The organism is Streptomyces sp. NPDC101151, assembly GCF_044768335.1.
In the GTDB taxonomy this organism is placed as follows: domain Bacteria; phylum Actinomycetota; class Actinomycetes; order Streptomycetales; family Streptomycetaceae; genus Streptomyces.
Window position 1 is genome coordinate 117,844 of sequence record NZ_JBIWPP010000007.1, and the last position, 17,917, is coordinate 135,760.

At 71.9% G+C, this 17,917-nt stretch carries 18 protein-coding genes; 4 read left to right on the forward strand and 14 right to left on the reverse strand.

Annotated features, from left to right (window positions below; translation table 11 throughout):
* Nucleotides 1–17: 17 nt before the first annotated feature.
* From ACIRU3_RS15745 to ACIRU3_RS15770, 6 genes are all read right to left on the reverse strand, one after another.
* Complete coding sequence (locus ACIRU3_RS15745; protein ID WP_404056454.1) at nucleotides 18–692, reverse strand: response regulator; 675 nt, start codon at nucleotides 690–692, stop codon at nucleotides 18–20.
* Nucleotides 689–1,348 (reverse strand): sensor histidine kinase, encoded by a 660-nt coding sequence (locus ACIRU3_RS15750; protein ID WP_404056456.1) that lies wholly within the window; start codon nucleotides 1,346–1,348, stop codon nucleotides 689–691. The genes ACIRU3_RS15745 and ACIRU3_RS15750 overlap by 4 nt, the downstream gene beginning before the upstream one ends.
* A gap of 319 nt (nucleotides 1,349–1,667) precedes the next feature.
* Entirely contained in the window at nucleotides 1,668–2,264 is a 597-nt protein-coding gene (locus tag ACIRU3_RS15755) for a TetR family transcriptional regulator (RefSeq protein WP_404056458.1), read from the reverse strand.
* A gap of 189 nt (nucleotides 2,265–2,453) precedes the next feature.
* Nucleotides 2,454–3,209 carry an SDR family NAD(P)-dependent oxidoreductase gene (locus tag ACIRU3_RS15760; protein WP_404056460.1) on the reverse strand — a complete coding sequence of 252 codons (756 nt, stop codon included), beginning with the start codon at nucleotides 3,207–3,209 and terminating at the stop codon, nucleotides 2,454–2,456.
* Nucleotide 3,210: 1 nt separating this feature from the next.
* Nucleotides 3,211–3,909 (reverse strand): HAD family phosphatase, encoded by a 699-nt coding sequence (locus tag ACIRU3_RS15765; protein WP_404056462.1) that lies wholly within the window; start codon nucleotides 3,907–3,909, stop codon nucleotides 3,211–3,213.
* Nucleotides 3,910–4,031: 122 nt separating this feature from the next.
* Entirely contained in the window at nucleotides 4,032–4,979 is a 948-nt protein-coding gene (locus tag ACIRU3_RS15770) for a ScbA/BarX family gamma-butyrolactone biosynthesis protein (RefSeq protein ID WP_404056464.1), read from the reverse strand.
* Between the two features lie 248 nt (nucleotides 4,980–5,227).
* Between ACIRU3_RS15770 and ACIRU3_RS15775 the strand changes: the two genes are divergently transcribed.
* A complete protein-coding gene (locus ACIRU3_RS15775; protein ID WP_404056466.1) occupies nucleotides 5,228–5,875 on the forward strand; it encodes a ScbR family autoregulator-binding transcription factor in 648 nt (215 codons plus the stop codon).
* A 98-nt stretch (nucleotides 5,876–5,973) separates the two neighbouring features.
* Nucleotides 5,974–6,582, forward strand: a complete 609-nt coding sequence (locus ACIRU3_RS15780) for a flavin reductase family protein (protein ID WP_404056468.1) — start codon at nucleotides 5,974–5,976, stop codon at nucleotides 6,580–6,582.
* Nucleotides 6,583–6,589: 7 nt separating this feature from the next.
* Here ACIRU3_RS15780 and ACIRU3_RS15785 read toward each other — a convergent pair whose 3' ends face one another.
* Nucleotides 6,590–7,891: an MFS transporter gene (locus ACIRU3_RS15785; protein WP_404056470.1), complete on the reverse strand. Its 1,302-nt coding sequence runs from the start codon at nucleotides 7,889–7,891 to the stop codon at nucleotides 6,590–6,592.
* A gap of 71 nt (nucleotides 7,892–7,962) precedes the next feature.
* Here ACIRU3_RS15785 and ACIRU3_RS15790 point away from each other — a divergent pair, with 71 nt between their 5' ends.
* Nucleotides 7,963–8,994 carry a GlxA family transcriptional regulator gene (locus ACIRU3_RS15790; protein ID WP_404056472.1) on the forward strand — a complete coding sequence of 344 codons (1,032 nt, stop codon included), beginning with the start codon at nucleotides 7,963–7,965 and terminating at the stop codon, nucleotides 8,992–8,994.
* A gap of 60 nt (nucleotides 8,995–9,054) precedes the next feature.
* Here ACIRU3_RS15790 and ACIRU3_RS15795 read toward each other — a convergent pair whose 3' ends face one another.
* The 3 genes from ACIRU3_RS15795 to ACIRU3_RS15805 all read right to left on the reverse strand — a co-directional run bounded on the left by ACIRU3_RS15795 (nucleotide 9,055) and on the right by ACIRU3_RS15805 (nucleotide 12,270).
* Entirely contained in the window at nucleotides 9,055–10,104 is a 1,050-nt protein-coding gene (locus tag ACIRU3_RS15795; protein ID WP_404056474.1) for a Zn-dependent alcohol dehydrogenase, read from the reverse strand.
* A complete protein-coding gene (locus ACIRU3_RS15800; RefSeq protein WP_404056476.1) occupies nucleotides 10,104–11,252 on the reverse strand; it encodes an acyl-CoA dehydrogenase family protein in 1,149 nt (382 codons plus the stop codon). The genes ACIRU3_RS15795 and ACIRU3_RS15800 overlap by 1 nt, the downstream gene beginning before the upstream one ends.
* Before the next feature lie 106 nt (nucleotides 11,253–11,358).
* Nucleotides 11,359–12,270: an SDR family NAD(P)-dependent oxidoreductase gene (locus ACIRU3_RS15805; protein ID WP_404056478.1), complete on the reverse strand. Its 912-nt coding sequence runs from the start codon at nucleotides 12,268–12,270 to the stop codon at nucleotides 11,359–11,361.
* 86 nt (nucleotides 12,271–12,356) lie between these two features.
* Between ACIRU3_RS15805 and ACIRU3_RS15810 the strand changes: the two genes are divergently transcribed.
* A complete protein-coding gene (locus tag ACIRU3_RS15810; protein WP_404056480.1) occupies nucleotides 12,357–13,292 on the forward strand; it encodes a cyclase family protein in 936 nt (311 codons plus the stop codon).
* Nucleotides 13,293–13,547: 255 nt separating this feature from the next.
* Here the strand turns inward: ACIRU3_RS15810 and ACIRU3_RS15815 are convergent, their stop codons facing one another.
* From ACIRU3_RS15815 to ACIRU3_RS15830, 4 genes are all read right to left on the reverse strand, one after another.
* Nucleotides 13,548–14,054, reverse strand: a complete 507-nt coding sequence (locus tag ACIRU3_RS15815) for an ATP-binding protein (protein WP_404056915.1) — start codon at nucleotides 14,052–14,054, stop codon at nucleotides 13,548–13,550.
* Between the two features lie 553 nt (nucleotides 14,055–14,607).
* Entirely contained in the window at nucleotides 14,608–15,492 is an 885-nt protein-coding gene (locus ACIRU3_RS15820) for an acyl-CoA dehydrogenase family protein (RefSeq protein ID WP_404056482.1), read from the reverse strand.
* 2 nt (nucleotides 15,493–15,494) lie between these two features.
* Nucleotides 15,495–16,628 carry an acyl-CoA dehydrogenase family protein gene (locus ACIRU3_RS15825; RefSeq protein WP_404056484.1) on the reverse strand — a complete coding sequence of 378 codons (1,134 nt, stop codon included), beginning with the start codon at nucleotides 16,626–16,628 and terminating at the stop codon, nucleotides 15,495–15,497.
* Complete coding sequence (locus ACIRU3_RS15830) at nucleotides 16,628–17,821, reverse strand: amidohydrolase family protein (protein ID WP_404056486.1); 1,194 nt, start codon at nucleotides 17,819–17,821, stop codon at nucleotides 16,628–16,630. Before ACIRU3_RS15830 ends, ACIRU3_RS15825 begins: the two co-directional genes overlap by 1 nt.
* Nucleotides 17,822–17,917 lie beyond the last annotated feature (96 nt).

Sequence of the window (17,917 nt, forward strand, 5' to 3'; positions counted from 1 at the left end):
GGCGGCGGGCGGACCGCTCAGGCGGCCGTTCGCCGCCTTGGCCGTGGCGGGCGTATCTGGCCGCGGTCGACCGCCTTGTTCACGGCGTCGAGGCGGGAGACCGCGCCGAGCTTGTCGAAGATCTTGCGCATGTGGCGTTTGACGGTGCCCTCGGTGATGCCGAGGCGGGCGCCGATCTGGCGGTTGCTGAGCGCCGCGGCGGCCAGGGTGAGGACCTCCGCCTCCCGTTCGGACAGGCGCTCGCCCGGCGTGGGCGCGCTGCCCGGCAGGTGGGGGCCGCCGGACGGCATCGAGACGGTGACCGTGCGGCGCCCGGCGTCGGACCGTTCGCGAATCGCCGCCACCAGGGTCTCCCGGCTGACGCTCTTGTGCAGGTAGCCGCGGACCCCGAGGGCCAGCAACTGCCGTACGAGAACCGGGTGGTCGTCCATGCTGACGATGATGACGCGCAGCTCCGGCCGACGCGCGAGCAGCCGGCGGACGGTGGCCGCGGGGTCCTCGTTGTGCGGCATCTGGACGTCCAGCAGAGCCACGTCGGGACGGAGCTCGGCCGCCTGGCGGATCGCGGCCTCGGCGTCGCCGACCCGGGCGACGACCTCGAAGTCGGGTTCGGTGGCGAGCAGTTCACACAGTGCGTCCCGCAGCAGGGTGTGGTCGTCGGCGACCAGGATGCGGGTGATGCGGCCGGTCATCGCTGCTCCGTCCGGTTGTCCTGCACGGGGATCCAGAAGGTGATGCGGGTGCCCCGGCCGGGGGCGGAGGTGACGGTGGTGACGCCGCCGAGGGCGCGGGCCCGTTCCTCCATGCCGTGCAGGCCGTTGGCGGCGCCCGCGCGGCGGGCCGCCTCGGGGGCGAAGCCGGTGCCGTCGTCGGTGACGGAAGCGTGCACGTCCCGGTCGCCGACGACCACGTGGGTGTCGACGTGGCGGGCTCGGGCGTGTGCGAGCACGTTGCGCAGGGCCTCACGGATCACGACGAACACCTCGTCGGCGAGGCGCGGATCGAGCCCGCCGTCGTCGCCGTCCACCGTGATCCGCACCCGGGGTCCGAGCGGTGCCATCGACACCAGGAACCCGTCCAGCGCCTGCCGCAGGGACCGCGCGGGCTGCGGCGCGGCCTCGTGGCCGCGGCGCAGCGCCGTGGTGACCTCGCGGGCGACGCCGAGGGTGTCCACGAGGGCGCTGCGGGCCTGGTCCAGATGGGCACGGTCGGCCGGGGCCAGCGAGGTCGCGGTGGCTTCGAGGAGGTCCAGGCGCCGCAGGGCCACCGCGAGCCCGGTGCCGATGCGGTCGTGTACCTCGCGGGCCAGAGTGCGTGCCGCCGTGTCGAGGCCACCTTCCATGTACATCACTACGGTCCTGCCTTCCTGCGTGGGACACACAGGCGTCCCCCCCGTTGCCGAGCATTGACGGGCCCGGCGACCTGACAACCAAAGAATAGAGAACGTTCGTTATGTTTTCCACCCGGATTCGGGCCCGCGAAGGTAAGGATCAGGGAAAGAAGCGGAGTGGGACGGCGGAGCACAGGGGCGTCCGGAGGCGAAAACCGAAGAGGGGACGGGCAGTTCGGGCCACTCAGCCTCAGCCAGGCCATGGCCGGGCCCAGTCCGGCCGCAGTCCGGCCGCAGTCCGGTCCCGGCCAGGCCCTGGCCAGGCCGCAGTCAGGCCCTACTCAGAGCCCGCCGAGGCCCGTTCGGCCGCCACTCCCCGCTCCACCAGCGGCCAGATACGCTCCAGCCGGCTCACCACACCTCCACCGCATCCCGCCCGGCCGCCGTGCGCCTCGACGCCGGTGAGCAGGTACTCCACCAGGGTCGTCACCAACTGCGGTGCCGCGCCGGGGCGCAGTTCGCCGCCCCCCTCGGCCCGCTCCAGCAGACAGCGCAGCACCGGCGTCCAGGAATGGCTCCAGGCACCGACGGGGGCAGGCCGCTCCCGCTCCAGCCGGGCGGCCGAGCGCACCACGACATCGCTCTCCAGAAGCTCGGCAAGACCTCTGGCCAGGGAGGTCACGGCCGACAGGGCGGTCCCGCGGTCCACGGCCGCGCACGCGGCGCGCTGTCGCGCCGCCTCGGCGCCCGACTCGCTCACCGCCAGGGCCAGTTGCAACTTGCTGCCGAAGTGGAAGGTCAGCGCACCGAGCGAGAGCCCGGCCGCAGCGCAGATGCCGGTGACGGTGGCACCCCGGTAGCCGTTGCGGTCGATCTCGGCGGCGGCCGCCAGGATGAGCGACTCGCGCGTACGCGCCGCCCTGGCCTGCGTCATCTCACTCTCCCAAGGTGCACGAGGGTCGCCCCGAACTGTAGCCAAGCCGAGCAGGTAAATCAAAGCGATCGTTCTCTTTCTTTCTGTCCTCGATTCCTGCTCGCACACACCTCGCACACACCACGAGGGGCGGTCCTCCCATGGACCGCCCCTCCTCTGCACCTGCGTCCCGCGCACCCTCTGTGTGCGCTACACGGCCGTGGCACCCCCGTCGACGGACAGCGCGGCCCCGGTGACGAACGAGGACTGGTCGCTGCACAGCCAGGCGGCGGCCCGCGCCACCTCCACCGGTTCGGCCATCCGCTTCTGCACCGACTCGGCCAGAAAGGCCTGTTCCAGACCCGGCACGGCAGCGATCGCCTGCTCCAGCATCTCGGTCCGGGTGGCGCCCACGACCAGGGCGTTGACCCGGATGCCGCGCTGCCCGTAGTCGGCGGCCGCTGCCTTCGTCAGACCGATCACCGCGTGCTTGGCCGCCACGTAGGCGGCCGAGGCACCGGTCGCCGCCGTACCGGCCACGCTGGAGGTGTTGACCACCGCACCGCCCGAGCCGCTCTCCAGCATCACCGGGATCTGCCGGCTGAGACAGTTCCACACGCCACGCACGTTGACGTCCATGGTCCGCTCGTACACCTCGTCGCCGACCTCGTGCAGCGGGACGCCCGCGGTGCCGTATCCGGCGTTGTTGAAGGCCGCGTCCAGCCGGCCGAAGGTGGTGACCGCCGCGTCCACGGCGCGGGCCACGTCCGCGGGCCGGGTCACGTCCCCGGCCACGGCGAGTGCCCGACCTCCGGCGGCGGACACCTCGGCCACCAGATTCGCGAGCCGGTCGGCCCTTCGGGCCATGAGGACGACGGCCGCGCCCTCCGCGGCGAACAGGCGCGCCGCGGCGGCCCCGATCCCGCTGGAGGCGCCCGTGATCATGGCGACCTTGCCGTGCAGCACCTCAGGCCTCCCACACTCTGCCGGCGGCCGCCTCGGCGTCCACCGTGCGCAACAGGTCGCCGTCGATCGCGTCGAGCCCGTCGACGATGTGCCGCACTCCCGCCTGCCGCATCGACTCCCGCTGGAACCCGTGCTCATAGCGGCTCGGGCGGCCGATGAACGGCATCCCGAGCATCCGGGCCTCCTCCCCGACCCGGGCCACGTCGTCGACGAACACGGCCTGGTCGTGCTTGAGGCCGAAGATCTCCGTCGTGATCTCGTGCAGCCCCGGCCGGAACGCATCGGTGCAGACATAGCCGGGTCCGTCGAACAGGTCGGCCCAGGCGCCGAGATGGGTCTCGAAGTGGTGCTCGGGCAGTCCGCCGTAACAGACCAGGCCGAGGCCGAGCGCCCGCAGCCGGTGCAGCAGCGCCGGCACACCCTCGTCGACGGCGACCGGGTGCTGCGCGAGGTAGTCGTCCCGCTCGGCGAAGTAGGCCGTGAGGACCTGGTCGGCGGTGAGCGAACCGCCCACCGCCTCGGCCAGCCGGCGAGCGGCGACCGCCCGCGGCTGGGAGAAGATCGCCCGCTCGGTGTCGGCGGTGTAGCTGGCGCCCCGGCTGACGACGAAGTGGTGGATGACCGGACTGAAGGTGTCGTTGAGCAGGACACCGTCGATGTTGAGCGCGGCGAGCCTGAGCCGCGCGAACTGATCCCCCATGGTGTTCCCCTCCTGAAGGCGCGCCGGGACCGGGCCCCCGCCACGGTCGCGCGCCGGAATGAAGTGGTGGTCGGCCGACGAGCCGAGGTCGGCCGGGAAGAAGCGCTGGCGGAGCCGGTCGCCTACCGCTCGGGCACCGGCACCAGCGTGGTGATGCTGGAGAAGGCACAGGTCTGGTGCTGCAGCGCGAACACCAGGATCCGGCTGCGGCCCCGCCCGTCGTCCGGAAGCGGGTGGGCGTGCACCCAGCACGGCTCGTCGAACTCGATGTACCGGTAGAAGGCGGCGTCCATGGCGGCCGGAAGCACGGGCTGCGGGTAGGACATGGTGTGCGCGGCCTGCCGCGCGGCCTCCAGCAGGAGCATCCCGGGCACATGGTCGACGCGGTGGTCGAACAGGGTCGGGTGGTTGAGGTCGAGGCGCAGCTGCGTGCGGCCCGGCGCGTCGGTGGGCGAGAGCACGACGTCCTCGAAGCGGTCGCGGGCGACCCGGGCCGGCGGCATCGGCGGCGCCAGCGGCACGACCCGGGCCATGGCGGCCTCGGGGTCGGCATAGCTGCCCCGCACCCGGCGGTAGACGGCGGGCGTGTGGCCGACGTAGTCGACCTCGCCCGCGCCGACCCGCACGCCCTCGCGCAGGATGTCGACGCGGACGGTCATGGCGGCGAGCCGGCCGGCGCGCCGGACCAGGCCGGAGCAGGTGACATGCAGCTCGACCTCGGCCGCCGCGGAACCGGTGGACGCAAGCGGCTCGATCGAGTAGCGGAACTGGCTCCACGACTGCGGGTTGCCGAGCGGGACGCCGTAGGCCGCGTGCCCGAGCAGCAGCACCGCCTGGCGTATCGATTCGGCGGCGAGCAGCGGGTCGTAGCAGCCCTGGACGGGGCGGTAGAAGCGGTGGTCCTGCGGCCACCGCGCGGTGACGACGTAGGCGTCTTCCCCCTCAGGACGCCAGCCCGTCACCAGGACCTCGGACGCCGCGCTCTTGTGCACGTAGGACTGAACGGCCTGGAGAGCCTGACGAGTCGGAACGATCCCGACCGTACGGGCAGTCTGGGCAGTGCTGGACATGCGATTCCCCCTAGAAGCATGTGTGAGCGGCTCGTGAGCCGCCGTCCTCAAACATAAAGAGTGTTCTTTTTCTTTCCATCAACGGATGGCAAAGGTTCGGCCAGGCACCGCCAAAGACAGCAGGGAGAATGCCGGATTCGCGCAGATAAGTTGACATGAGCAGGTGCCGGAATCCGCCCACACTTGACGCGGGGCCACCATCCCGATACCTGTTACCTAGCGAACGTTCTAATTTTTTTGGAGGCGTCATGCGGCAGCCGAAGCAGCAGCGTGCCGTGCAGACCCGCGAGGCGATCCTTCGTGCGGCGGCGGCCGTCTTCGACGAGCTGGGCTACTCGGGTGCGAGCATCAACCGCATCCTGGAGCGCGCCGGCACCACGGCCGGCGCGCTGTACTTCCACTTCAAGTCCAAGGAGGGGCTGGCTCACGCGGTGATGCACGCCCAGCCCGAGACCATCGTTCCGATGGCCGACTCCCACGGACTGCAGCGGGTCGTCGATGTGACGCTCGTCTGGGCGTACCAGCTTCAGGTGGACCTCATGCTCCGCGCGGGCGTGCGTCTGACCACCGAGCAGACCACCTTCGGCATGGAGGACGCCTCCGGGCCGTACCAGCAGTGGGCGCAGATCATGGAGGAGTACCTCCGCGAGGCCGCCGACCGGGGCGAGCTGCAGGCGGGCGTGGATCCGCGGGAGCTCGCGGAGTACATCGTGGAGTCCTGTACGGGCATGCAGCTGTACTCCGCCGCAGTCAGCGGCCGGGAGGACCTGATGGACCGGGTCCTGCGGATGTGGCGGCTGCTGCTGCCCGGCATCGCGGTCCCGGCGGTCGCGGTCCGCACCCGGGTCGACCGCGACCGGGTGCGGCCGGTGCCGGCGGTCGCGGCGGCCACCTGACCGCGCCTGCGGACGCCCGGCCGGGGTTGCCCCGGAGCTGCCCCGGAGCTGCCCCGGGGCTTCCTATCTGATGAGCCGTCAGCTTCAATGGAAGCGTGATGGGACACGCAGGGGCGGCGGCCGCCGCCGTCCGATACCTCAGGTCGGCCCCGGTGCCGGGGCCCGTGGAGGCGCTGCCGCGCCCGGACCTGCGGTGCGTCGGGGAGGACGAGCGGGCGCCGGTGGACCAGGCGGTGTTCCGGAGCGTGCTCGGGAACTTCGCGACCGGGGTGACCGTGATCACGGCCCCGGCCACCGCGGACGAGGGCTCCCCCGCCGGCTTCGCCTGCCAGTCCTTCTCCTCCCTCTCCCTCGACCCGCCCCTGGTGTGCTTCCTGGTGGGCCGTACGTCCACCACCTGGCCGCGCATCGCCCGTGCGGGCGTCTTCTGCGTCAACGTGCTCGGCGCCGGACAGGGCGAGCTGTGCCGCTCCTTCGCGGTGAGCGGCGCGGACAAGTTCGCGGGGGTGACGTACGACAGCGCGCCGGTCTCCGGGTCCCCGCGCCTCACCGGTGCGGCCGCCTGGATCGACTGCACCGTCCACGCCGTGCACACCGGGGGCGATCACCTCATCGTGGTGGGACGGGTGGACGCCCTCGGGGTCGTCGAGCCGGGTGATCCGCTGATCTTCCACCGGGGGCGGTTCGCCCGGCTCCAGGGGAGCTGAACCCGGGTCAGGGCAGTACGGGCACGGGAGCCGGGCTCCGCCTGATCACCAGGGCCATCAGGGCCGCCGCCGCGCACAGGGTGCCGGAGGTGTACCAGACGATGTTGTAGGAGCCGAAGACGTCGCGGGCGACACCGCCCAGGAAGGCGACGAGGGCCGCGCCGACCTGGTGGGAGGCGAGCACCCAGCCGAAGACGATGGCGCTGTCCTCGCCGTAGTGCGCCCGGCACAGGGCCAGCGTGGGCGGGACGGTGGCGACCCAGTCGAGGCCGTAGAAGACGATGAAGAAGAGCATCGGCGGGTGGACGGACGGCCCCAGCAGCATGGGCAGGAAGAGGAGCGAGACGCCGCGCAGGGCGTAGTAGACGGCGAGCAGGCGGCGCGGTTCGAAGCGGTCGGTGAACCAGCCGGAGGCGATCGTGCCGACGACGTCGAACACGCCGATGACCGCGAGCAGCGAGGCCGCCGCCGTGACGGGCATGCCGTGGTCGTGGGCGGCGGGCACGAAGTGGGTCTGGATCAGCCCGTTGGTGGAGGCCCCGCAGATCGCGAAGGTGCCGGCGAGCAGCCAGAACGGGCCGGTGCGCACGGCCGAGGCGAGAACCGACAGCGTGCGGCGGGCGGCCCCGGTGACCGGCGCCGGCTTCGGTACGAACTCCTTCGCGCCGTACGGCTTCAGACCCACGTCGGCCGGGTGGTCGCGCAGCAGGAGCCACACGAACGGGACGACGGCGAGCGCGGCGAGGGCGACCGTCACGGCGGCCGGACGCCAGTCGTGGGCCTCGACCATCCAGGACAGCACCGGCAGGAAGATCAGCTGGCCGGAGGCGGAGGCGGCGGTGAGGATGCCGCTGACCAGCCCGCGCCGCTCGGTGAACCAGCGGCCCGTGACCGTGGCGGCGAAGGCGAGGGCCATCGAGCCCGAGCCGAGGCCGACCAGCAGTCCCCAGCACAGCAGCAGTTGCCAGGCCGCCGTCATCCACACGGTCAGGCCGGAGCCGACGGCTATCACCGTCAGCGCGACGGCGACCACCCGGCGGATGCCGAAACGGTCCATCAGCGCGGCGGCGAAGGGCGCGGTGAGCCCGTAGAGCGCGAGGTTGATGGAGACGGCGGCGCCGATCGTGCCGCGTGACCAGCCGAACTCCTGATGCAGCGGGTCGATGAGCAGGCCGGGGAGCGAGCGGAAGGCGGCCGCGCCGATGATCGTGACGAAGGTGACGGCGGCGACGAACCAGGCTCGGTGCACGCGGCGGCGCCGGGCGGGCGGGGCCTGGACCGGGGCTGCGGCTTCACTTGTCTGAGTCACGTCATCAAGAGTCCTGTTTCCTGACCCGCGCATCGAGTGGCCCGGAGGACAGTGTTCGCTAGGATCGGGCCATGACTGCCGGCCAGGATTTCCGCCCGCACCGGATCGTCGTCCTCGCGCTGGACGGCCTGCTCCCCTTCGAGCTGGGCATCCCGCACCGGATCTTCGGCCGCCCGCGCGACGCCGAGGGCAGGCTGCTGTACGAGGTCGTGACCTGCTCGGTCCGCCCACCCGGCCCGGTCGAGACGGACGCCGACTTCGCGGTGCACGTCGCGCACGGCCCGGAGGCCCTGGAGACGGCCGACACGGTGATCGTCCCGGCGTCGTACGAGCTCGGCCCGGTCTACGAGGAGGGCAGGCTGACCGACGAGCTGGCCGCCGCCATCGCCCGCATCCGCCCCGGCACCCGCCTCGCCTCCATCTGCACCGGCGTCTACGTCCTGGCCGCCGCGGGCCGCCTGGACGGCCGCCCGGCTACCACGCACTGGTCGGACGCCGACCGCTTCCAGCGGATGTTCCCGCGGGTCAGGATGGACGCGGACGTGCTGTTCGTCGACGACGGGGACGTGCTGACCTCGGCCGGGGTGGCCGCCGGGATCGACCTGTGTCTGCACATGGTGCGCCGCGACCACGGCACGGCCGTCGCCAACGAGGTGGCCCGCCGCACGGTCGTCCCGCCCCACCGCGACGGCGGCCAGGCCCAGTACATCCTCCGCCCCGTCCCCGACCTCCAGCTCGCCACGACCACCGCGGCCCGCGCCTGGGCCCTCGGCCGCCTGCACGAACCGATCCAACTGCGGGACATGGCCGAGCAGGAGGCCATGTCGGTACGCACCTTCACCCGCCGCTTCCGCGAGGAGGTCGGCATCAGCCCCGGCCAGTGGCTCACCCAGCAACGCGTCGAACGCGCCCGCCACCTCCTGGAGTCCACCGGCCTCTCGGTCGACCAGGTGGCCCGGGACGCGGGCTTCGGCACGGCCCAGTCGATGCGCCAGCACCTGCAACAGGCCCTCGGGGTGACACCGACGGCCTACCGGCGCACCTTCCGCACCGGGGTCGACGGGACCGGCGAACAGTACGGCGAGGTGGGCAGTCGCGGGTGAGCGCGCGCCGGTCCGTCCTGGGCCCATGGGCATCGGGCTCCGGCCGCTCCCGGTCCGGACTCAGAAGGTGAGCACGCCCCGCGCCACCCGACCCGCCTCCGCATCGGCCCGCGCCTTCTCGAAGTCCTCCACCGGGTAGGTCGCCGTCACCAACTCGTCCAGGAGCAGCCGGCCCTGGCGGTACAGCTCGGCGTAGAGGGGGATGTCCCGCTGGGGGCGGGAGGAGCCGTAGCGGCAGCCGAGGACGGCCTTGTCCAGGAACATGGAGGAGACGACGAAGGACGCCTCGGCACCGGCCCGGGGCATGCCGAGCAGCACGGCCTGGCCGTGACGGTCGAGGAGGTCGATCGCCTGGCGGATCAGCTCCACGCGGCCGACGCACTCGAAGACGTGGTCGGCGCCCGTCGGCAGGATGTCCCGGACACCCTCCGCCGAGGTCAGGAAGTCGGTCGCGCCGAACTGCCGGGCCGCCGCCTCCTTCGCCGGGTTGGCGTCCACGGCCACGATCCTGAGCGATCCGGCGAGCCGCGCGCCCTGCAGGACGTTCAGGCCGATACCGCCCGTGCCGATGACGACCACGCTGTCCCCGCGGTCCACCTTGGCCCGGTTGAGGACCGCGCCGACCCCGGTCAGCACCCCGCAGCCGATCAGCGCGGCCGACGGCAGCGGGATGTCCTTCGGGATCCGCACCGCCTGAACGGCCTTGACGACCGTGCGTTCCGCGAAGGCCGAGTTGGAGGCGAACTGGTAGGCCGTCCGGTCCCCCCGCGTGAAGGGGGTGCCCGGGCGTCCGATCGCCTGACGGCACATCGTCGGACGGCCCCTGTCGCACTCCGGGCACGTGCCGCAGTTGGCCAGCGTCGAGAGGGCCACGTGGTCACCGGGGGCGACGTGGGTGACACCCGCGCCGACCGCCTCCACCACACCGGCGCCCTCGTGGCCGAGCACCACCGGGACGGGGAACGGGATGGTGCCGTCCACCACCGACAGGTCGCTGTGGCACAGGCCGGCCGCAGAGACGGCCACCAGCACCTCGCCCGGCCCCGGTTCCCTTACCGCCAGGTCGTCCACCACCTGGACCTGCTTGCCGTCGAACACCACACCACGCATCACACGACCCCCTTCGGCTCTTTCGGCAGACCGAGCACCCGCTCGGCGATGATCGTGCGCTGGACCTGATCCGAGCCGCCGTAGATGGTGTCGGCCCGGGAGAAGAGGAACAGGTGCTGGTCGGGGTCGAGTTCGTACGCGGCGTCCGGCGACCAGTCCGCCGGCCCTGCGGCGGCCTCCGCGCCCCGGACCCGGACGGCCAGCTCCCCCAGCCGCTGGTGCCAGTTCGCCCACAGCAGCTTGGCCACACTGGGCGCGCCCGCGTCGCCGGAGCCGCCCAGGGTCCGCAGGGCGTTCCACCGCATGGTCCGCAGCTCGGCCCACTGCCGCACGAGCCGGGCGCGCAGGACCGGGTCGTCGACGGCACCGGTGCGGGCAGCCGTGCGCACGACCCGCGACAGCTCCTGTGCGAATCCGATCTGCTGGGCCAGCGTCGACACCCCGCGCTCGAACCCCAGCAGGCTCATCGCCACCCGCCAGCCCTGTCCCTCTCCCCCGACGACGTGCTCCACGCGCGCGCGTGCCCCGTCGAAGAAGACCTCGTTGAAATCGCTCGTGCCGGTCATCTGCCGGATGGGCCGCACCTCGATGCGACCCGGCTGGTCCATGGGCACGAGCAGGAAGCCGAGCCCGTGGTGGCGGCGGGATCCGGGGTCGGTGCGGGCCAGTACGAAGCACCAGTCGGCCTCATGGGCGAGGGAGGTCCAGATCTTCTGGCCGGCGATCCGGTAGTACGAACCCTCGCGCACCGCGGATGTGCGTATGCCGGCCAGGTCGGAGCCGGCTCCCGGTTCGCTGTAGCCCTGGCACCACAGTTCCTCCCCGCGGGCGATCGGCGGCAGGAAGCGGCTCTTCTGCTCCTCGGTGCCGTGGGCGATGAGGGTGGGGGCCAGAAGGTTCTCACCGATGTGCCCGGAGCGCGGCGGCGCGGCCGACCGTGCGTACTCCTCGGCCCAGGCGACCTGCTGGGTGAGACCGGCGGTCCGGTTGCCGTACCCGGACTCCGGCCAGCCGATCCCGATCCAGCCGGCCGCGCCGAGAGTGCGTTCCCAACTCCGCCTGTCCACGGCGACATTGGCATGGGCGGCCAGCCAAGCACGGGCCTCGGCACGGAAATCCTCGTCCTCGGCGGTGAATTCAAAGTCCACGGGGTCTCCTCACAGCACCGGTCACATCAAGGAACCCGGGGGCGCGGGGAACTGCGCGACCGGCCGCGGGTGCCCACGGCCGCCGTACGGCGCATTCCCCGAGCTCTCAGGAGTTCGGCCGGGAACCCTCGCGCGCGGCCTTCTCCATCCCGGCCACCTGCTCCAGCATCGGCATCGGATCCACCCCCACCGACCCGGGCAGAAACGCCGCGATCGACTCCGGCGTCCACCCGCCGGAGGCATACGCCGCACGGAGCTCGCGAGGCTGGGCCCACACCGCGATCTTCGGCCCGGCGATCGTGTACACCTGCCCGGTGACCCCCTGCTGCTTGGCGGGGTCGGACAGCAGGTAGACCACCAGCGCGGCCACGTCCTCCGGTTCCCCGATCTCCTTCAGCTCCATGGGAACGCCCGCCGACATCCGCGTACGGGCCACGGGAGCCACCGCGTTGGCCGTCACCCCGTACTTGTGCAGCCCGAGTGCCGCGCTGCGGACGAGCGAGATGATGCCGCCCTTGGCCGCGCTGTAGTTGGGCTGGGAGACGGAGCCCTGGTGGTTGCCGCTGGTGAAGCCGACGAGGGTGCCGGACTTCTGCTTCCGCATGACGGCCGAGGCGGCGCGGAAGACGGTGAAGGTGCCCTTGAGGTGGGTGGCGACCACCGGGTCCCACTCCTCCTCGGACATGTTGAACAGCATGCGTTCACGCAGGATCCCGGCCACGCAGACGACCCCGTCGAGGCGCCCGTAGGAGGACAGGGCGGTGTCCACGACCCGCTGTCCGCCGGCCATGGTGGAGATGTCGTCGGCGACCGCCACGGCGTCGCCGCCCGCCGCCCCGATCTCCTTGACGACGGCCTCGGCGACCTCGCTGGTCGGTGAGGTGCCGTCGGTGGACACCCCGTAGTCGTTGACGACGACCTTCGCCCCCTCGGCCGCCGCGGCGAGCGCGACCGCGCGCCCGATGCCCCGTCCGGCGCCCGTCACGGCGACCACCTTGCCTGCCAAGAAGTTCCCCACGTCCGGCCCCTTCTCGCGGTTTCTGACGGACCGTTAGATTCTATGGCCCGTCGGATGCGCGGACACAAGCCCCGGGGAGGCACCGGATGTCACAGCCGACTCTTCACCCTGCGTTCCACGAGATCGCCGAGCGCGTGAACAACTGGGGGCGCTGGGGGCCGGACGACGAGATCGGCACCCTGAACCTGATCACCGACGAGGTGGTGCGGGAGGCGGTGGCCTGCGTCCGCTCGGGGCGGCGGGTTCCGCTCGCACTGCCGCTGCGGCAGGACGGGGTGCAGACCGGAATGATCCCCGGGCGGGTCAATCCGCTGCACGCGATGGTGCAGATCAACCAGGAGCTGTTCGGTCCCGGCACGGTGGCGTGCAGCGACGACGCGGTGACCATGGGACTGCAGGCGGGCACCCACTGGGACGCGCTGACCCATGTCTCGCACTCCGGGAGGCTCTACAACGGCCGTCCGGCCCACACGGTCACCGCGCACGGCGGGGCGGAGTTCAGCGGCATCGACAAGGCGCGGCACATCGTCTCGCGCGGGGTGCTGCTGGACGTGGCACGCGCGCGGGGGGCGGACCGGCTGGCGGGCGGGCACGCGGTCACCCCGCAGGACCTGGAGGCGGCCGAGGAGTTCGGCGGGGTGCGGGTGCGGGCCGGGGACGTGGTTCTGGTGCGGACCGGGCAGGTGCAGGTGTATCTGGCCGGGGACAAGCACGGGTACGGCTATCCGTCACCCGGCCTCTCGGTGCACTGCCCGGAGTGGTTCCACGCCCGCGACGTGGCCGCGGTCGCGAACGATACGCTCACCTTTGAGATATTTCCGCCCGAAATCGAGAACCTGTGGCTGCCGGTGCACGCGCTGGACCTGGTGGAGATGGGGATGCTCCAGGGCCAGAACTGGAATCTCGAAGAGTTGTCCACAGCCTGTGGAGAAGAGAGCCGGTACGCGTTCCTGCTGTCGGCGATGCCGGAGCCGTTCGTCGGCGCGACAGGGACGCCGGTGGCACCGATAGCCGTTCTGTGACGCCGGGCCGGCGGACCACGGGGCCCGGTTGACGGCGCGCCCCCCGCAATCGACTTCGCGCCGCCATCCGGTGCGACCCACGCTCGACGAGGGCCGCCGTCACCCGAGCCCTCGCCGTCCCCTCGCGGCGAATCGTTGCCCACAAGCGTGTTCAAACGGTCACAAGCCGTCAACACCGGTACGGCGGTTTGTTACGTACGCCCGATTCACAGTGGCCGCGCACGGAGGCACCCCCGGCGCACACCGCGCCGGGGCCTACACCGCTTCGAAGGCGAGGTCCTCGTACGCGGCCCGTCCGCCCCCGTACGCCACCGCTGCGCCCTCCCGGGGCTGCGAGCACCGGTCCAGCTCGCACCAGATGCTCTTGCCCGAGCCCTCGGGGCTCCAGCCCCAGCGGTCGGCGAGACAGTCGACGAGCGCCAGGCCACGGCCGCCGGTGGCGTCACCGCCGGCACAGCGCGGGACGGGCGCGCGGGAGCTGTTGTCGGCCACCTCGAGCCGCACGGTGGCCGAAGCGGCCACCTCCACCGTCTCCTCCACCGGCTCCTCCACCGCTTCCTCCGCCGCGCCCGGCAGGGAGAGTCGCAGCACGGCCGGACGGCCGGTGTGCACCACGGCGTTGGTCACCAGCTCGGAGACGAGCAGGATCAGCGTCTCGGCCAACGGCTCGTCGGCCCCTATTCCGAGCCCGGCAAGCCGCGAGCGGGCCCACCTTCTGGCCCGGCCCACCTCCGCGGGGTCGGGCCGGATCTCCAGCTGCACTTGAAGCACCTGCACCGCTCACACCATCCGAACCGGCGGACACATGACCCCACGCCGTGCGAACGCCACGGCGGAAGCCGCGACGAGCATCACGACGAGGGCCACGATCGTAGCCATTTTCTGCATGGCCAGAACAACGGCCAGAGCAAGGGTCACGGAACGTGATTCCCTTACGAGACAGCATGGTTGACGTACAGTCACCCCAACAAGCGCTTCGGGCATATTCCAGCGCGAAGGAGTACGCCTGCGGCATACTGTGCGACGCGCCCGCCGGGGACTCGAACAAGCGGGGACACAAGCCCTTACCGCCCCGCGAGCAGCGGGGCGCAGCGCGCGATCCGGGGACACCCCAGGGGCATCGCCGGCACGGCTCGTGCTCGCAGCCACTCGCATCTCACACAAGGTACCGGAGCAGGCGCCCGACTCCGGGCCGTGACGAGTCGCGTGATGGACACAACCCGATATCGACGCTCCGTAATTCCGGTGCGCCACGATCCGCGACATCCTGGGCCAGAGCTTTCCCGGCGGCCCAGTCCAGCGCGTTGCCGGACGGTCAGGCCACCAGGTCGGCGGCAAGCACTTCCTCACTCTCCGTGCCCCCGCCTCCGCGCCCGGCTCGCACCCAGGCGCGTTTGAGATGCAGATGGACCTCGGCCTCCCAGGTGAAGCCCATGCCGCCGTGCACCTGGAGGCAGTCGCGGGCGCCCCGCACGGCGGCCTCGTCGGCGAGCAGGCGGGCGGCGGCGATGTCGCCGGGGTCGGCGGTCACGGCGGCCGCGTAGACCGCGGCGCGGGCCGTCTCGGCGCGCACCAGCAGCTCGGCGCACAGGTGTTTGACGGCTTGGAAGGCTCCGATGGGCTGCCCGAACTGCTTTCGCGCCCGGGCGTGTTGCACGGCCAGCTCGCACGCGCGCGCGGCCGTGCCGAGCTGCTCGGCGGCGGTGAGGAGCACGGCATCCGGATCCGGTGCGGCGGCACCGGGACCGCCGGGACCGCCGGGAACACGGTGCAGGGGCGTCAGCGGGTCCACCGAGCGCAGCGGTACGGCCCCTGAGGCGTCCCCGCTCACGGTGTCCGCCGCGTCCAGCCACTCCACCAGGGAGCCGTCCACGCGGGCCACCACCGTCTCCCCGGCGGCCGCCCCGGGTACGGTGCCGGCGGCGAGGTGGGTGGCAAGCACCGGCCCCGGCAGCAGTGCGCGACCGGTCTCCTCGAAGACCAGCACCGCCTCGGGCAGGCCGAGGCCGACCCCGCCCTCGGCCTCCGGCACCCGCAGCGCGAACAGGCCCGCCGCGCCCAGCTCCCGCCACAGGTCCCGGTCCAGGTGCCCGGGCCGGGCCACGGCCGCCCGCAGTGCGTCCGTGCCGAACCGGCGCTCCAGCAGCTGCCGTACCCCGGCCCGCAACGCCCGCTGCTCATCGGTGAGTCGGAAGCGCACGGTCACCGTCCCTTCGGCAGGCCGAGGATGCGCTCGGCGACGATGTTGCGCTGGATCTGCGAGGTGCCCGCGGCGATGGTGTACGACAGCGAGGAGAGCCGGTCGAGGACCCAGGGCCGGTCCAGGTCGAGGCTGTCCGGGCCGAGTACCTCGGCGGCGGTGTCGTACAGCTCCTGACGGGCGTGCGAGTACCTCAGTTTGAAGACCGAGCCGCCGACGCCCGGCACCCCGCCGCTCGCCTCCGCCTCGCTCACGTTCCACTGGGTCAGCCGCCACAGCGCCCGGAACTCGGCGTTGAGCAGCCCGAGCCTGCGGCGCAACACCGGATCGTCCCAGCGGCCGTTCTCCCGTGCGGTGCGGGCGAGTTCGCCCAGCACCCGGCGGCAGGCGACGACCTCGCCGACGAAGGCCGTGCCGCGCTCGAAGGAGAGCGTCACCATGGTCACGCGCCAGCCGTCGTTCTCCGCCCCGACCCGGTTCGCGGCCGGCACCCGGACCTCGTCCAGGAACACCTCGGCGAACTCGGCCGACCCGGCGAGCGTGCGCAGCGGCCGTACGGTGATGCCGTCGGCGTCCATGGGCATGGCCAGCCAGGTGATGCCCTTGTGCTTGGGTGCCCCCGGGTCCGTGCGGACCAGCAGCTCGCACCAGTCGGCGACCTCGGCGTGGGAGGTCCAGATCTTGGATCCGCTCACCACGTAGTCGTCGCCGTCCCGCCACGCGCGCGTGCGCAGCGCGGCGAGGTCGGATCCGGCGTCCGGCTCGCTGAAACCCTGGCACCACACCTCGTCCCCGCGCAGGATCGGTGGCAGCCAGCGCGCCCGTTGCGCGGCGGTCCCCTCGGCGGCGATGGTGGGTCCGGCGTGCAGCAGCCCGACGAAGTTGGCTCCGACGTAGGGCGCGCCCGCCTTCTCGGTCTCCTCCAGGAAGATCAGCCGCACGGTCGGGGAGGCGTCCCAGTGGACGTCGGCGTACCCGGCGTCGTACAGCATCCGCTGCCAGCCGAGGTCGTGGGCGCGCCGACCCGGCCAGTCGTCCGGGGACGGCTTGGCGGGCAGGGTGGGCAGGGCCTTGGTGAGCCAGTCCCGCAGCCGGGCCCGGAACTCTTCTTCCTCCGGTGTGTACGAGAGGTCCATTACGTGTCGAAGTCCAGGCCCAGCATGCGGATGGCGTTGCCCCGCATCAGTTTGTAGACGGTCTCGTCGTCGAGACCCTTCACGTGGTCGAGGGCGACCTCCTTGGTGTGCGGGAAGGTCGAGTCGACGTGCGGGTAGTCGGTCTCGAAGGTGGCGTTGTCGCGGCCCACGACGTCGATCGAGGCGACCCCGTGCTTGTCACGGAAGAAGCAGCAGAACATCTGCCGGTAGTAGTACGTCGACGGCGGTTCCGGGATCAGGTCCCGCACCCCGCCCCAGGCGCGGTGCTCCTCCCACACGTCGTCGGCGCGCTCCAGGGCATACGGGATCCAGCCCATCTGCCCTTCGGAGTAGGCGAGTTTGAGGGTGGGGAACTTCACCAGCACCCCGCTGAAGAGGTAGTCCATCATCGAGGCCATCGCGTTGTTGAAGCTGAGCGAGGCCTGGACGGCGGGCGGCGCGTCCGGGGAGGCGGCGGGCATCTGCGAGCTGCTGCCGATGTGCATGTTGACGACGGTCCCCGTCTCCTGGCAGACCGCGAAGAACGGGTCCCAGTACCCGGAGTGGATGGAGGGCAGCCCGAGATAGGTGGGGATCTCCGAGAAGGTCACCGCCCGCACCCCGCGCGCCGCGTTCCGCCGGATCTCGGCGACGGCCGACTCCACGTCCCACAGCGGAATCAGGCACAGCGGGATCAGACGCCCCCCGCTGTCGCCGCACCACTCCTCCACCATCCAGTCGTTGTAGGCGCGCACGCACGCGAGCGCGACCTCCTTGTCGTGCGCCTCGGCGAAGGTCTGACCGCAAAAGCGCGGGAAGGTCGGGAAGCAGAGGCTGGCCTCGACGTGGTTGAGATCCATGTCGGCCAGCCGCGCCTTCGGGTCCCAGCACCCGCGCCGCATCTGCTCCCGGGTGATCCCCTCCAGGGTCATCTCGTCCCGGTCGAAGCCGACGGCGGCGATGTTGCGCTTGTACGGGAACTTCAGATCCTCGTAGATCCACCAGTCCGTCGGCTGGCCGTCCGGATCCATGGTGATCTGGTACTTCCCGCCGATGTACGCCAGCTCCCCGATCCCGGCGGTCAGCGGCTTGGGCCCGCGGTCCCGGTACTTGGCCGGCAGCCAGGTCTCGAAGAGGTGGGCGGGCTCGATCACATGGTCGTCGACGCTGATGACGCGGGGCAGTTCGGTCATGGTCCCCCACCTACTTATCTGATGGACCGTCAGATTTACCGTCCCCAGCAGGCTAGCCCGCGACCCCTGGACCGACAAGGCGCACGGCTCTACGCT

What these genes read in the sequence shown, in the direction of transcription:
- ACIRU3_RS15780 (WP_404056468.1), top strand. Translation starts at nt 5,974, where the DNA reads ATGGGACACGCAGGGGCGGCGGCCGCCGCCGTCCGATACCTCAGGTCG.
- ACIRU3_RS15750 (WP_404056456.1), bottom strand. Translation starts at nt 1,348, where the DNA reads ATGTACATGGAAGGTGGCCTCGACACGGCGGCACGCACTCTGGCCCGC.
- ACIRU3_RS15790 (WP_404056472.1), top strand. Translation starts at nt 7,963, where the DNA reads ATGACTGCCGGCCAGGATTTCCGCCCGCACCGGATCGTCGTCCTCGCG.
- ACIRU3_RS15810 (WP_404056480.1), top strand. Translation starts at nt 12,357, where the DNA reads ATGTCACAGCCGACTCTTCACCCTGCGTTCCACGAGATCGCCGAGCGC.
- ACIRU3_RS15830 (WP_404056486.1), bottom strand. Translation starts at nt 17,821, where the DNA reads ATGACCGAACTGCCCCGCGTCATCAGCGTCGACGACCATGTGATCGAG.
- ACIRU3_RS15795 (WP_404056474.1), bottom strand. Translation starts at nt 10,104, where the DNA reads ATGCGTGGTGTGGTGTTCGACGGCAAGCAGGTCCAGGTGGTGGACGAC.
- ACIRU3_RS15765 (WP_404056462.1), bottom strand. Translation starts at nt 3,909, where the DNA reads ATGGGGGATCAGTTCGCGCGGCTCAGGCTCGCCGCGCTCAACATCGAC.
- ACIRU3_RS15825 (WP_404056484.1), bottom strand. Translation starts at nt 16,628, where the DNA reads ATGGACCTCTCGTACACACCGGAGGAAGAAGAGTTCCGGGCCCGGCTG.
- ACIRU3_RS15745 (WP_404056454.1), bottom strand. Translation starts at nt 692, where the DNA reads ATGACCGGCCGCATCACCCGCATCCTGGTCGCCGACGACCACACCCTG.
- ACIRU3_RS15755 (WP_404056458.1), bottom strand. Translation starts at nt 2,264, where the DNA reads ATGACGCAGGCCAGGGCGGCGCGTACGCGCGAGTCGCTCATCCTGGCG.
- ACIRU3_RS15775 (WP_404056466.1), top strand. Translation starts at nt 5,228, where the DNA reads ATGCGGCAGCCGAAGCAGCAGCGTGCCGTGCAGACCCGCGAGGCGATC.
- ACIRU3_RS15770 (WP_404056464.1), bottom strand. Translation starts at nt 4,979, where the DNA reads ATGTCCAGCACTGCCCAGACTGCCCGTACGGTCGGGATCGTTCCGACT.